Source organism: Eggerthella hominis (assembly GCF_014287365.1).
GTDB lineage: Bacteria > Actinomycetota > Coriobacteriia > Coriobacteriales > Eggerthellaceae > Eggerthella > Eggerthella guodeyinii.
This window is the reverse complement of record NZ_JACOOA010000001.1, coordinates 816,001-830,139: the sequence shown is the minus strand read 5'-3', so window position 1 is coordinate 830,139 and position 14,139 is coordinate 816,001. Positions and strand designations below refer to the sequence as shown.

General features: G+C 67.6%; 11 protein-coding genes. 8 read left to right on the top strand and 3 right to left on the bottom strand.

Annotated elements, in window-relative coordinates:
• The 3 genes from H8S61_RS03645 to H8S61_RS03635 all read left to right on the top strand — a co-directional run bounded on the left by H8S61_RS03645 (position 1) and on the right by H8S61_RS03635 (position 3,791).
• Positions 1 to 2,061 (top strand): heterodisulfide reductase-related iron-sulfur binding cluster, encoded by a 2,061-nt coding sequence (locus H8S61_RS03645; protein WP_186937972.1) that lies wholly within the window; start codon positions 1 to 3, stop codon positions 2,059 to 2,061.
• 81 nt (positions 2,062 to 2,142) lie between these two features.
• Positions 2,143 to 2,979 carry an NUDIX hydrolase gene (locus tag H8S61_RS03640; RefSeq protein ID WP_186937971.1) on the top strand — a complete coding sequence of 279 codons (837 nt, stop codon included), beginning with the start codon at positions 2,143 to 2,145 and terminating at the stop codon, positions 2,977 to 2,979.
• Positions 2,964 to 3,791 carry an MBL fold metallo-hydrolase gene (locus H8S61_RS03635; protein ID WP_186937970.1) on the top strand — a complete coding sequence of 276 codons (828 nt, stop codon included), beginning with the start codon at positions 2,964 to 2,966 and terminating at the stop codon, positions 3,789 to 3,791. The genes H8S61_RS03640 and H8S61_RS03635 overlap by 16 nt, the downstream gene beginning before the upstream one ends.
• A 325-nt stretch (positions 3,792 to 4,116) precedes the next feature.
• Here H8S61_RS03635 and fadK read toward each other — a convergent pair whose 3' ends face one another.
• Positions 4,117 to 5,742, bottom strand: a complete 1,626-nt coding sequence (fadK, locus tag H8S61_RS03630) for a medium-chain fatty-acid--CoA ligase (protein WP_186937969.1) — start codon at positions 5,740 to 5,742, stop codon at positions 4,117 to 4,119.
• 566 nt (positions 5,743 to 6,308) lie between these two features.
• On the opposite strand from fadK, the gene H8S61_RS03625 reads away from it, so the two are divergent.
• Positions 6,309 to 7,187, top strand: a complete 879-nt coding sequence (locus tag H8S61_RS03625) for an enoyl-CoA hydratase/isomerase family protein (protein ID WP_154332210.1) — start codon at positions 6,309 to 6,311, stop codon at positions 7,185 to 7,187.
• A gap of 102 nt (positions 7,188 to 7,289) precedes the next feature.
• Positions 7,290 to 7,904, top strand: coding sequence for a flavodoxin family protein (locus H8S61_RS03620; protein WP_186937968.1), 615 nt, complete (start codon positions 7,290 to 7,292; stop codon positions 7,902 to 7,904).
• A 186-nt stretch (positions 7,905 to 8,090) separates the two neighbouring features.
• Here H8S61_RS03620 and H8S61_RS03615 read toward each other — a convergent pair whose 3' ends face one another.
• Positions 8,091 to 9,401, bottom strand: coding sequence for a CaiB/BaiF CoA transferase family protein (locus H8S61_RS03615; protein WP_160942260.1), 1,311 nt, complete (start codon positions 9,399 to 9,401; stop codon positions 8,091 to 8,093).
• Positions 9,402 to 9,750: 349 nt separating this feature from the next.
• Here H8S61_RS03615 and H8S61_RS03610 point away from each other — a divergent pair, with 349 nt between their 5' ends.
• The 3 genes from H8S61_RS03610 (at position 9,751) to H8S61_RS03600 (ending at position 13,547) form a co-directional block, all read left to right on the top strand.
• Positions 9,751 to 10,899 carry an acyl-CoA dehydrogenase family protein gene (locus H8S61_RS03610; RefSeq protein ID WP_160942261.1) on the top strand — a complete coding sequence of 383 codons (1,149 nt, stop codon included), beginning with the start codon at positions 9,751 to 9,753 and terminating at the stop codon, positions 10,897 to 10,899.
• Between the two features lie 323 nt (positions 10,900 to 11,222).
• Positions 11,223 to 12,488 (top strand): MFS transporter, encoded by a 1,266-nt coding sequence (locus H8S61_RS03605; protein ID WP_235904753.1) that lies wholly within the window; start codon positions 11,223 to 11,225, stop codon positions 12,486 to 12,488.
• A gap of 111 nt (positions 12,489 to 12,599) precedes the next feature.
• Complete coding sequence (locus H8S61_RS03600; protein WP_186937967.1) at positions 12,600 to 13,547, top strand: LysR family transcriptional regulator; 948 nt, start codon at positions 12,600 to 12,602, stop codon at positions 13,545 to 13,547.
• Here H8S61_RS03600 and H8S61_RS03595 read toward each other — a convergent pair.
• Positions 13,537 to 14,124: a hypothetical protein gene (locus H8S61_RS03595; RefSeq protein ID WP_160942263.1), complete on the bottom strand. Its 588-nt coding sequence runs from the start codon at positions 14,122 to 14,124 to the stop codon at positions 13,537 to 13,539. The two genes, H8S61_RS03600 and H8S61_RS03595, sit on opposite strands and share 11 nt — an antisense overlap.
• Positions 14,125 to 14,139: the final 15 nt, after the last annotated feature.

Here is a 14,139-nt window from a genome sequence, read left to right as displayed (position 1 = left end):
GTGGAGGCGGCGACGCCCGCGCGCGAGGCGCTGTGGAACATCGAGGGGTCGTGGATCATGTACCCCTGCTTCCTGGTGGTGCTGGCCGTGGCCGCGTACTTCTTCGTGCGGCGCTACCGGCTGTGGAGGATCGGCCGTCCCCTCGAGCGCGCCGACCGCCCGCGCGAGCGCCTGAAGGGCGCGTTCTTCGACGCGCTTTTGCAGGCCACCGTGGTGCGCGAGCGCGGCATCGGCATCGCGCACCTCGGGATGTACGTGGGGATGGCCGTCATGGTGGTGGCCACCGTGAGCTACGCGGCGCAGGTGGACCTCGGGGTGGACATCGCGAAGGGGGACTACTACCTCTACGTGCTGGCGCTCGGCACCGACATCGCCGGCCTGGCGTTCTGCATCGCGATGGTGGCGTGCATCGTGCGGCGCGTCGCGGGCCGCAACCCCGCGCTCGACACGAAGCCGGCCGACATCGTCGTGCTCGTCTGGCTGCTCGTCATCGGCGTCACGGGCTTCGTCGTGGAGGGGCTGCGCATCGTCGGGACGAACGACCCCTGGGCCGCGTGGTCGCCCATCGGCAACCTGTTCGCGCAGGCGCTGTCGGGCCTCGATGCCGCCCAGGTGACGCTCGCGCACCAGGCGCTGTGGTGGTTCCACATGGCCATCGCCTTCGGCATCCTGGCGTACTGGGTGTACTCCAAGCTCGTGCACGTGCTGCTCGTCCCCGCCACGGTGTACTGCCGCCCGCTCGAGCCGAAGGGCACGCTGCCGTTCGTCGATCTGGAGGACGAGGAGCTCGAGGAGTTCGGCGTGGGCAAGCTGGAGGACTTCACGTGGAAGGACCTGCTCGACGCCGAGGCGTGCGTGCGCTGCGGGCGCTGCGAGACCGTGTGCCCCGCGCACGGAAGCGGCAAGCCGCTGTCGCCGAAGGACCTGATCCAGGCCCTCGACGCGCATCTGGAGGAGCGCGGGCCGCTCGTGCGCGCCGAGCGCAGGACCGAGGCGGCGGGCGGCGCGTTCGAGCCGACCGAGCAGCAGCGGGTCGTGCTCGACAAGGCGCTCGTGGGCGACGTGGTGGCGCCCGAGGCGCTGTGGTCGTGCACCACGTGCGGCGCGTGCATGGAGGCGTGCCCGGCGCTGCTCGAGCATGTGCCGAAAGTGGTGGGCATGCGCACCTACCAGGTGTCGATGGAGAGCGCGTTTCCCGCGGAGGCGAAGGCGGCCTTCCGCAACCTCGAGACGAACGGCAACCCGTGGGGCCTGGGGTGGCAGAGCCGCCTGGCGTGGGCGGAGGGGCTCGACGTGCCCACGCTGGCCGACCGGCCGGACGCGGAGTACGTGTACTGGCCCGGCTGCTCCGGCGCCTACGACGCGCGCAACCGCAAGGTGTCGCGCGCCCTCGTGGCGCTGCTGAGGCGCGCCGGCGTGGACTTCGCCGTCATCGGCGCGCAGGAGAAGTGCTGCGGCGACGCGGCGCGCCGCATGGGCAACGAGTTCGTGTACTACCAGCTGGCAACCGAGAACATCGAGACGCTGCAGCGCTTCGGCGCGAAGAAGATCATCGTGCAGTGCCCCCACTGCGCCCAGGTGCTCGAACGCGACTACCCGCAGCTGGGCGGCACGTTCGAGGTGGTGCGCCACGCGCAGCTGCTCGAACGGCTCGTGGCCGAGGGGAGGCTGCCGGGCGCGGCCGAGGCGGGCGCGCATGCGGCGTTCGAGCGCGTCGCCTGCCACGACTCGTGCTACCTGGGGCGCTACGCCGACGTGTACGACGAGCCGCGCGCCGTCGTGGCCGCGAGCGGCGCGCAGGTGGTGGAGATGGAGCGCGCCCGCGAGAAGAGCTTCTGCTGCGGCGCGGGCGGCGGGCGCATGTGGCTCGAGGAGCGCGAGGGGCAGCGCATGAACGTCCTGCGCGCCGAGCAGGCCCGCGCGACCGGCGCCGACGCCGTGGCCACCGCCTGCCCCTTCTGCCTGTCGATGCTCGAAGACGGCCTCGCATCGCACGACGACGCGCCGCCCGTACGGGACATCGCCGAACTGTTGTCCGACGCACTTGCCCTCGAGCGGTGATACCATGAGGTGAACCCCCTTGCGCGCGGTGCGCGAAGGGGGCAAACCGAGATGGATGATAGGTGCGCACGGAGGTGGCCTATGAACGCGTGGAGGTCGGGCGAGACGCTCGAGGTGCCGATGAGCGAGCAGCTGGCCCGCACGTACGAGGAGTTCCGCGCCGCGGGGGCCGCTCCCGTCGCGCCGAGGCTCGCGGCCACCGTGATGCTCGTGCGCAGCCCGCGCGAGGTGTTCATGCTGCGCCGCGCGGCGACGATGGCGTTCGTGCCGGAGGCCGTCGTGTTCCCGGGCGGGGGCGTGGACCCGCGCGACGCCGACGCGCCTTGCTCGTGGATCGGCCCGGACGAGGAGGAGTGGGCCCGTCGCATGGGCACGAGCGCCGACGTGGCGCGGCGCGTGGTGACGGCGGCCGCGCGCGAGGTGTTCGAGGAGTGCGGCGTGCTGCTGGCCGGCGACGAGCGCGGCGTCTGCGCCGTGGACGCCGCCGAGCCCGCGTGGGCCGAGGAGCGCCGTCGGCTCGTGCGCCACGAGGCCTCGTTCGCCGACGTACTGAGCCGCCACGGCCTCGCGCTGCGCACCGACCTTCTGGGCCTGCGCTCGCATTGGCTGACGCCCGCGTTCGAGCCGCGCCGCTACGACACCTACTTCTTCGCCGCGCTCGCGCCCGCCGAGCAGGAACCCGACAGCCGCACCACCGAAGCCGACGGGGCGGGCTGGGCCGACCCGCGGCTCATGCTCGAGCGCGGCGCGGCCGGCGCGCTGCGCCTCGTGCCGCCCACGGCCTACAACCTGGCCCACCTCGCGCACGCTCCCAGCGTGGAGGCGTTCGCGGCGGGCGTGGAGCGCGCGGGCCGCGTGATGCTCGAGCCCGCCGTGCGCGACGGGGGAGAGGCGGTGCTCTCATGCCGGCTGCCGTAGCGCGACGCGCCGCCGTCGCGGCGGGCGCGCCCGCCTGGGGAAGCGGCCGCGTGTCGGCGCACGCGCGCGTGATCCTCGCCGACAACCCGTCGCCGCTCACGTACCTCGGCACGAACACCTGGGTGCTGGCCGATCCCGGCTCGCCGGCGTGCGTCGTGGTGGATCCCGGGCCCGACAGCGCGTCCCACCTGCGCGCCGTGCAGCGCGCCTGCGCCGAGGACGGGCGCGAGGTGGCGGCCGTCCTCGTGACGCACGACCATGCCGATCACGCGGAGGGCGCCGAGCGCTTCGCCGCGATGACGGGCGCGCCGGTGCTCTCGCGCAAGGGCGGCACGCTGCCCGACGGGCCGCTCGACCTCGGCGCGGACGCGCCGCGCCTCGAGGTGATCCCGCTTCCCGGGCACGCGAGCGACCTCGTGGGGTTCCTCGTCCCCGCCGACGCGTCCATCGTGACGGGCGACATGCTGTTCCGGCAGAGCTCCACGCTCATCTGCTGGCCCGACGGCAGCCTCGCGGAGTACCTGGACAGCCTCGAGCGCCTGCGCGCCGCGGTGGAGGCGCACGACGTCGCGCGGCTGCTGACGGCCCACGGCCCGCTCATCGACGACCCGCTCGACGCCATCGATCGCGCGCGCCGCCATCGCCTCGACCGCCTCGAGCGCGTGCGCGCCGCGGCGGAGGCCGGCGCCGGCTCGGACGTCGAGCGCATCATCGAGGCCGTGTACCAGGACGTCGACGTCCGCCTCGACCCCGCCGCCCGCATCAACATCCAAGCCCAGCTGGAGTACCTCGAGCAGCAGGGGCTTCGGTAAAGCACGGGCGCGCCGTCCGCGCTGCGCGGCTGGCCCGTTGCGGTCCCGCCGCGCGGGCGTTTCGCCGCTCGTGGCAGGTTTTGCGAGTTTTTCGTCGCGTTTCGCCCGGATGCGGCCACGGCTGCGCGCTCGGCTGCCGAGTCGTTTTCGTCGTTCCAGGTTGGAAGCGAGCAGGGAAGCGCGCTCCATCGAGCGGGGTCGAGAGACGACGAATTTCTCGCAAAACCTGCCACGAACGCCACGAACCGGCGATGCGTGCGCCGCGTTGCCGGCAAGTCTCGCGAAAAGCGAAGGATCGGGGGCTCCCCCGATCCTTCGCTCGCGACTACTTCATGCGCTCGGCCAGCTCGGCGGCCAGCAGATGGCGCTTCACCTTGCCGGTGGCCGTCTTCGGTATCTCGTCGATGTACTCGATGCGCTCGGGCCACAAACGCTTCGCCACGTGGTGCTCGGCCAGGAAGCCCGTGATGTCGGCCAGGGCGGGGCGCTCGTCGCCCGTCGCCACCGCGAAGGTGCAGATGCGCTCGCCCAGGCGCTCGTCGGGCATGCCGATGGTGGCGTGGTCGCCGATGCCGGGGCACTCCATGAGGTTCTCGTCGATCTCGTTCGCGCAGATGTTCTCGCCTCCGCGGATGATGATCTCCTTCTTGCGCCCGTTGATGCGGATGCGGCCCGCTTCGTCCATATAGCACAGATCGCCGCTGTAGAACCAGCCGTCGTCGTCGAGCGCGCGGTCGGTGCGCTCGCGATCGTTGAGGTAGCCGACGAACTGGTGCGGCCCGCGCGAGATCTCCTCGCCCTGCGTTCCCGGCGCCACGTCGCGATGGTCCGCGTCCACCACGCGCACCTCGATGCCGGGGAAGGGGATGCCCGACCAGGCGCCGTTCCACTCCAGGCAGTGCTCGGGCGGCACGAACGCGTGCGGGCAGCTCTCGGTGGAGCCGTAGCATTCGCACAGCAGGATGCCGTGGGCGTGGGCGCACTGCACGAGCGTGCTCGGCACCGGGGCGCCGCCGCAGATGAACAGGCGCAGCGTGTCGAACGAGCCGAGGTTCTCGGCCGTGAGGTACTTGAGGATGTCGTAGATGAACGGCGTGGCGCCCATCGACCAGGTGACGCCCTCGCGGTTGCACAGCTCGAAGGCCCCCGCGGCGTCGAAGTGCTCCTGCAGCACCGTGCGCCCGCCCAGGATCATGGGGGAGATGAGGCCGTGGTAGAAGCCCGTCGCGTGGTTGAGCGGCGAGGGCATGTACATGACGTCGTCCGCGGTGCGCCCGAGCCCCTTCACGTAGGAGCGCTCGGAGAACAGGATGTTGTTGTGGGTGAACAGCACCGCCTTCTGGCGGCCGGTGGTGCCCGACGTGGACAGGATGCACGCCACGTCGTCGGACGACGCGGCGGCGCGCTCCCGCACGGGCTCGAACGAGGCGCAGATGCCGCTCAGGCACGGCGCGCCGTCGGGCGCGGGGGCCTGCTTGTCGATGAACGCGATGGACGTCAGCGTGGGGATGCGGTCCTTCACGGCGTAGGCCTGCGCGACGAAGTCGCAGCGATGGAACTCGGTCGGGCAGATGAACGCGCGCGACCCCACCTTGTTCATGTTGTAGACGAGGTCCTCGTCGTTGAAGTTCGGGGGCACGGGGTGCATCACGGCGCCGCACTTGAGGCACGCCACGTACACGATGCAGAACTCGGCCCAGATGGGCACCTGGAACGTCACGACGTCGCCGGGCCGCACCCCTTCGGCGATGAGCCACGACGCCAGGCGCGCAGCCCGGTCGTCCACCTCGCCGTAGGTGTACGACGACCCGCGGTCGTCGGTGACGTACGTGCGCTCCGGATGGGAGGCCGCGCGGTCGGCCCACACGTCGCCGATGGTCTTGTCGGTCCAGTACCCCTTCTCGTGGTAGAATCGCTTCCGCTCGGCATTGATTTTGAGATCGGTGATCATCGCCCCTGAGTCCTCTCTTGATGACGGCTCGCTTCTCTCACCCGGCGCTCCTGCCGGATGCTCCGCTTGACTCGATCTGCCTGCCCGCTCCTCCGGATCCCCTCCGGCCCGTCCCGCACGATGCGGCGAGTGCCAGGCGCTGCGCATGGAATCCCATGCCTTGCTCAGTGTCCTCCATTGTAGACCCCTCGGTGATGGTCGATGATCCACATTTGTGGGTATACTCATAGGAAGTTCCTATGTGTTGATAGCCAGAACCTATTAATATATAAAATACCTGTTCAAGCTATGGTTTAGGGGTACGGGCAGCAGGGGATTTCGCGGGAGACGCTTTTTGGAAATCGAGGCAAACCTGAAACGATATGAGTACTCGTTTCAGGAAAATGATGGACAAAATATAAAGAATGAGAAGTTTCGATTTGGTATGTTAGACAGTATCAGCCGATTGTCCGTAGATTAATCGCGCGTATCCGTAGATCATAGAGAAGGGCCGATGAGCACGGCCCGTATCGCGTCCCAGGACGCAAGCGAACGATATGAAGACTACAGGGAAAGGGGTAGTGCCAATGAGCGTGTACCAGGAGGATTACCATCTGCCGGAGTTCGAGTACGACTACGAGAAGCTGATCATCGACCGTCGCGGTCCGGTGTACGTGTGCAGCTTCAACGACGCCGCGAACCTCAACGCCATGTCGTACGCCCAGATGGCCGAGTTCAACGACTTCCTCATCAAGGTGCGCATGGACAAGGATTGCCGCGCCATCGTGCTGACGGGCGAGGGCAAGTCGTTCTGCGCCGGCTTCAACCTGAACGACCTGGCGCTCGAGCCGCCCGAGGACATGGGCCGCATCCAGCGCGACTTCTACATCATGCAGCGCATGTGCTCCGACCAGATCATCAACATGCGCCGCTGCGAACAGCCCATCATCGGCGCCCTCAAGGGCTACGCCGTGGGCGGCGGCCTGTCCATCTCCTGCGCGTGCGACATGCGCGTGCTGGGCGAGTCGTTCAAGATGAACGCCGGCTACCTGTCCATCGGCTACACCGGCACCGACATGGGCGGCGCGTTCTTCCTCCCGAAGATCGTCGGCTACGCCCGTGCCTGCGAGATCCTCATGAACCCCAACCGCTTCGGCGCCGAGAAGCTGCTGGAGTGGGGCTTCGCCAACAAGGTGGTCGCCGACGACGACGTGGTTGAAGAGGCCGTGGCCTTCGCCCAGCAGATGTGCGACGCCACCGCCCCGTTCGGCCTGCGCCTCACGAAGGAGTGCCTGCAGGCCTCCCTCGACGGCACGAGCTTCGAGAACGTCGTGAAGATGGAGAACCGCAACCAGGTGCTGGCCTCCAACACCACCGACGGCCGCATGGGGACGCTGAAGATGAACCCGAAGAACAAGCAGGACGTGAAGGACAACCCGGAGAAGTACCAGTTCCACAACCTGTAAGGCGCACGGCGCACAAGCGCGCTCGCCTCGGTCGCCCCCGGCCCGCACTGCGGTCGGGGGCGCTTCGCATTTCGGCGCGTTTCGACGAGAGAGGATGAGGACATGCGGATACTCGCCATCAACGGGAGCCATCGGCCGGGCAAGGGGACGGCGGCGCTGCTGCAGGCGGCGCTCGACGCGGCGCGCGACGCGGGGGCGGAGACCGAGCTCGTGGAGCTCGCGCGGCTCGACATCGGCTACTGCATCGGGTGCAACGCGTGCCTGGCGAAGCCGTCCTGCACGCTGTCCGACGACATGGACGGCCTCGTGGAGAAGATGAAGGCGGCCGACGGCATCGTCTTGGGCTCGCCCGATTACTTCGCGAACGTCACGGCGCGCATGAAGACGTTCATCGACCGCACCCGCCCGCTGCACATGACGGCCAACGCGCTCAAGGGCAAGGTGGGCGGCATGGTGACCACGTCGGGGCTCGTCGACTGCGGCGCCGAGGAGACGCTCGGCGCGCTCGACCGCTTCTTCGCCACCCATGAGATGCTCGTCGTGCACCCGCGCCCCGCGGGGCCGGTGCAGGCGAACGGCACGGCGGCGTCCCAGTTCGCCGGCTTGGATGACGAGGGCCGCATCCGCTGGCGCCGCGTCCAGGACGACCGCACCGCCTTCGCCTTCGCGCGCCAGCTCGGCGCCGACATGGTCGAGCTCGTCGAACGGTTGGGGTAGGCTACAACCAGAACGGATGTTTCACGTGAAACATCGAGCCGCGTGCGCTCCGCACCGCATCGCGCCGGGGGGCTTTCGGCTGGCGCCGCCCCCGCCCCGGCCCTCTGCTGCGCCGAGGCGGCGGTGGGGCGCAAAAAAGAGCCGCAGCATCGCGCTGCGGCTCGTTCGATCGGTGCGGGGGCTTGCCTACCAGTTGCAGGGGGCCTCGCCGGCGATCTGACGCTCGGACTTGAAGATGACGTCCGGCACCTCTTCGCCGTGGTAGCACTTGATGGCTTCCTTCTCCTCCATCTCGGCGATCTCGGCGTCGCTGTAGCCCAGGTCCTGCAGGAACTCGGCCGTGTGGTAGCCGATGGGCTTCGACAGGATGATCGGCGGGTCGCCGTAGTCGTCGAAGCGCAGCGGCGACATGGGGATGGCCTTCTTGCCGAACGCCTCGTACTCCACCCAGCGCAGCGAGTCGTTGTCGTAGGCCTCTTCGTCCTTGATGATGTCGGTGTAGCGGAAGCACTTCTGGTGGGGCACCTCGTGCTCGCGCAGGATCTCGTCCCACTCCTCGAACGTCTTCGTGGCGAAGGAGTTCTCGAGCCAGCCGATGACCTCATGCTGCTTGCCGGAAGCCTTGAGGGACGGCAGGTTGCAGGTGTCGGGCTGGTCCTTGTGCTCGTCGTTGCCCGTGATCTCCATCATCATGTTGTAGTACTTGTCGTACTGCGGCATGCAGATGAGCATCCACTTGTCGTCGGACGTCTTGTAGGTGTTGTTGAAGGGGTTCGGAACCGCTTTGCGGGACTTGGGGTAGGGCGCGCCGAACTGCGTGGCCATGACGCCGATGTTGCCGCCCCAGATGGCCGCGCCGTACAGGTTGCAGGTGACCTTGTCGCCCTTGCCCGTGCGGGTGCGGTTGAACAGCGCGGCGAGGATGCCGCCGGAAAGGATGGACGCCGCGTTGTAGTCGCCGAACGCCTGAGGCGGGATGGCGGGGGACTGGCCGTCCTCGCGGAACACGTTCGCCACGCCGCCGCGCGCCGCCCAGCACACCGCGTCGAAGCCGGGGGTGTCGCGCTCGGGGCCGAACTCGCCGTAGCCGCGCATCTGCGCCCAGATGAGGGTCGGGTACTTCTCCTTGAGGGAGGCGTAGTCCAGGCCCAGCTTCACGAGCGCCTTGTCGCGCAGGTTGTTCACGAACACGTCGGCGGTGGCCAGCAGCTGGTGCATGACCTTGGAGCCCTCTTCGGTCTTCAGGTTGAGCGACAGCCAGTTCTTGTTCGTGTTGTTAAGGTCGATGGTGGGATCCTCGCGCTCGGTCTGCTCGCATCCGAACCCGGGGCCCTGCGTGCGCTGTGCATCGCCGTGCAGGGGCTCGACCTTGATGATCTCGGCTCCCATTTCGGACAGAACGCGCACCGTCGCAGGTGCCGCCACCCATTCGCACAGCTCGACGACCTTGACGCCGTTCAGAGGACCATACCCGTTCAGTTTCTCTGTCACTGACATACGACGGTTCTCCTTTCTTCGATGACTTGTTGTTTTCCTCCTGCAGATATACTCACATGTCATCCGTTTTGTTGCTATGGACAATTATTTATACTTGATGGTCGCTTGTTCGTTTTGGTGGGTTGGGAGGGTTTCACTCACAGGTTCACCGATTTGTTGGCCATTTGCCGGGGAGAGGGGGTCTCAATCGGCGAATTCGTCCGTCCTTTTGGTTAATTCGGCAGATTTGGGGGTGATGCGGCGGGGCAGTCTCAGTATACTGGTAACAAGTAATCCCTGCTTGCAGCGTTGCGGGGGCCCGCGGGAAGAGCGCGGGCGCCGCGGCGTTCTGAAGGAAAGAAGGCACCCTGTGGATTTCGAATTGACCGATAAGCAGCGCAAGCTCGTGGAGGCGTTCCGCGCGTTCGGCGAGGAAACGTTCACGCCCGAGCACGTGCACCAATGGCGCCGCGACCAGGGCCTGCCCGACGAGGTGGTGAAGGGGTTCGTCGACCTGTACTTCGGCCTCGAGGATCTCGAGGACGGCGAGGGCACGTTCAGCCTGTGCTCGCAGGCGCTCATCATCGAGGAGCTGTCGCGGTGCGCCGGCGCCACGCTGCCGTTCCAGAACGACCTGTTCAACCTCTCCATCGTGCGCCAGTTCGCCGGCGCGGGCGAGTTCGCCGACGTGCTGAAGGACTACCGCGAGACGGGCCGCCTGCTGTTCGCCCTGGCCATCTCGGAGCCGGAGGCCGGCTCGGACGCCATGAACATGCAGACGTACACGCGCACCGTCGACGAGCACCTCATCCTGAACGGGCGCAAGACCTACGTGAACAACGGCGAGTACGCGCCCTACATCATGGTGGCGGCCATCGATCGCGACAAGGAGGCGCCGGGGAAGTACCCGCCCATGACGTTCTGGCTGCTGCCGCGCGACCTCAAGGGCGTGAGCGCCTACCCCATCAACAAGATCGGCCAGTCGATGCTGCCGTTTGCCACCCTCGTGTTCGACAACGTGGAGCTGTCGCCGGCCTACCGCCTCAACGGGCGGCAGGAGGGCTTCCGCCAGCTGTTCCGCCTGCTCGAGTTCGGCCGCGTGACCACGTGCGCCTCGTCGCTGGGCATGGCGCGCGCCGCCATGGAGGACGCCGTGGCCCACGCGCGCAGCCGCAAGGCGTTCGGCGTGCAGATCGGCCGCTTCCAGCAGATCGAGCAGATGCTGACGGACATGGAGGTGAACATCTCCAACATGCGCTCCATGCTGTACCGCGCGGCCCTGGCGGTGGACAACGGCGGCCCCGACGAGCGCCTGTCGGTGGCGCTCATGAAGCGCTACGTGCCCAACGCCGCCACCGAGGTGGCCTCGGGCGCCATGCAGATCCTCGGCGGCATGGGCTACACGGAGGGCGCGCGCGTGAGCCAGCTGTGGCAGGACTGCCGCGGCAACCAGATCGCGGAGGGTACCGACCAGATCATGGTGTACATCGCCTCGCCGCTCATCATGGAGAAGTACTGAGACCGCCGAACCCGGCGCTCGAAGGCGACGAACGGGGCGCCCGCCGCGCGATGCGGCGGGCGCCCCTTTTTCATGCTTTGGTACAAGCAAGGCGGATAGTCCTGCGCAAGTGCTCAAAACTATTACTCAATTGTTCAATATTATCCATTGTACAGCTCATTTCTGGGTCAGTTCCGATGTTATGACCATTCTCGTGTGTCGGACAGCACGGAATAATGACTGCTAGAGAGCCTGCTCTAAGCAGATAGTGTCAGGGGTGCCGTTCCCCTTCGCGAGCGCTCAATCCCGCGGAGAGGGACGACGGAGAAATTTAGGAGGACAAATTGAGTACCGCAGCTAAGAAAGAGAAGATGAGCGTGCGCCACATGCTCGTCGTTCTCACGGGCATCATGATCACCTTCGGGTGCTCGGCCCTGTGCTTTTCCACGTGGGGCCTGTTCCAGCCGGTCGTCGCCGAGGGCCTGGGCGTGCCCACCACGGCGTTCGCCCTGTACGTCACGGTCATGTACCTCACGATGACCGTCGCCTCGCCGTTCGCCGGCAAGCTCATCCAGACGATGGACATCCGCATCATCCTGAGCGTCTCCGCCTGTCTCGTGGGCGGCGCGTTCATCCTCATGAGCTTCTCGAACGACATCATCATGTTCTACATCGCCGCCGTCCTGCTGGGCCTCGGCGAGATCTCCATCCTGTGGCTGACCATCCCGCAGCTCATCAACCGCTGGTTCCACGAGCGCGCCGGCTTCTTCATCGGCCTGTGCATGGCGTTCACCGGCATCGGCGGCGCGCTGTGGTCCGCGCTGTTCACCGCGCTGCGCTCCGGTGGCATGGACTACCACACGATCTACCTGATCTGGGGCGTCATCGCGCTCGTCACGTCGCTTCCCTTCACGCTGTTCTGCATCCGCAACCGTCCCGAGGACGTGGGCCTGTCCCCGTACGGCGCCAAGGTCGCCGCTGACGGCGGCGCCGTCAAGCCGACCGGCATCTCGGCCAAGCCGGCCATGAAGATGCCCGTGTTCTACGCGCTGTGCCTGTTCGCCGGCATCATCAACGTCGCCGTGCTCATCGCCCAGCAGTTCCCCACCTACACGAAGACCCTCACCGACGCCACGTTCGACGTGCTCGTCGTGGGCGGCCTCATGGCCACCGTCATGATGGTGGGCCAGGCCATCTTCAAGATCGTGCTGGGCGCCGCGGCCGACAAGAACGCCAAGGGCGCGCTGTGGTTCGCGTTCGTGGCCGGCGTGGGCGGCGTGCTGCTGTGCTGGCTCGGCTCCGCGTCCGAGTACATGATGTACGTGGGCTCCTTCATCTTCGGCGCCTTCTACGCCACGGCCGTCGTGCTCGTGCCGATCGTGGTGAAGCAGGTGTTCGGCCTGCGCGACAACGCCATCATCTACTCCCGCATCTCCACCGTGTTCAACTTCATCGCCGCGTTCGGTTCGATGATCTGGGCTTGGATCGGCTCCTCGTTCGGCTTCAACGCCGTGTTCGTCGTGGGCCTCGTCATGATCGTCGCGGTGCTGCTGCTCGGCCTGTACTCCTTCGCCCAGGCGAAGAAGCTCCGCAGCCAGTGGACCGACTAAACACGGGTATACTCTGCTAGATCAGCTCTGCACTTCGGTCGGGGGCCCGCTTCGGCGGGCCCCCGCCGAGCGTCTTCTTCAAACCGGTCGAGATCGTGGGGGAGCATCGCAATGAACCTGTCCCAGCTCTACTACTTCAAGAAGCTCGCCGAACTGCAGCACTACACGCGAGCGGCCAAAGAGCTCTACATCGCCCAACCCACGCTCTCCGACGCGATCAGCTCGCTGGAGAAGGAGTTGGGCGTTGCGCTGTTCTGCCGCGACGGCCGCAGCGTCAGGCTGACGTCGAACGGCAGCGAGTTCTACCGCTACGTGAGCGACAGCCTGCGCTCCCTCGACGACGGCATCGACGCGATGAACCGGCGCAAGGAGCAGCTGGGCGGCACCATCAACCTGGGGGCGACGTTCACCGTGCAGGACGACTACCTGCCGACGCTGCTCAAGGCGTACCGCGAGCGCTTCGGCGACGAGGTGCGCATCGAGACGTACCAGGCCTTCACGAACTACCTTACGCAGAGCCTGCACAACGAGACGCTCGACGTGACGTTCTGCGGGCGGCGCGACCACGAGCCCGACATCGAGTACTTCCCCGTGCTGAACCGCAGCCTGGAGCTGGGCGTGCGCGTGGACCATCCGATGGCCGACCGCGCGTCGGTGTCGTTCGACGAGCTGCGCGACCAGCGCCTCATCACGTACCGCCGCGGGACGCCCATCGGCGAGGAGGTGCAGCGCCTGCTCGCCCGGAGCTCGCTCGAGGGCGTCGAGGCGCTCTACGACGACGACATCACCATGGCCTCGGCGCTGTCGGTGGACGGCGGCCTGGGCGCGCTCATGCTGAACTCCATCGGGCTCAAGGTGTTCTCGAACATCACGACGGTGCCCCTCGAGGGCGTGCGCCCCGACTTCTACTGGGTGTACCTGGCCAGCAGCGCGAAGCACGCCAAGACGGCGGCCGTGCAGTCGTTCATCGAGTTCGTGAAGGGGTTCGACGCCGAAGGCGCGGGGATCGACCTCGGCTACCGTCCCGAGCGGCCCGAGGGCGCGCCTCCTAGCGCGTGACGGCCTCGCGGTGCACGCTTTGCGCGACGAGCCCCACGCGCTCGACGTAGGCGTACAGCTCGAAGCCGCGCTTGCAGTGGAACGTGCAGCTGACGCAGGGGTCCTCGTCGCAGTAGGCGTAGGCGTCCTCGTCGCCCAGCGCGAACACGAGCGGCGGCCGCTTGCCCGGCAGCACGTACTTGAGCTGCATCCCCGTGAACGTCTTGAGCGCGATCCAGCGCGGCTCGCAGCCGTCCTCGCGCACCTTCCAGGACACGCGCAGCGCGTTCTGGTCGAACCCGCCCACCACGTCGTAGGAGAGCTCGATCGCGTCGGCGCAGGAGGCGGCGTCCGCGGCCGCGAGGCGCGCCAGGGAGCCGTCGCACGCGGCGGGGTCGGGGGCGGGGGCGTAGGGCAGCTCGATCGTGGGGCGCCGCCCGCCGCCCGTGAGCTGCGGGCCCTCGCCGCCGTCGACGCCCACGAACACCGCCGCGCACCCGTCGCAGCCGTAGAAGGGGATCGGCTCGTCGAACACGCCGGGCTTCCAGGTGGCGCGGGTGCGCGTGGGGCTCAACGCGGTGCTGTCGGTGTCTGCCATGGCAATCCTCCGGGA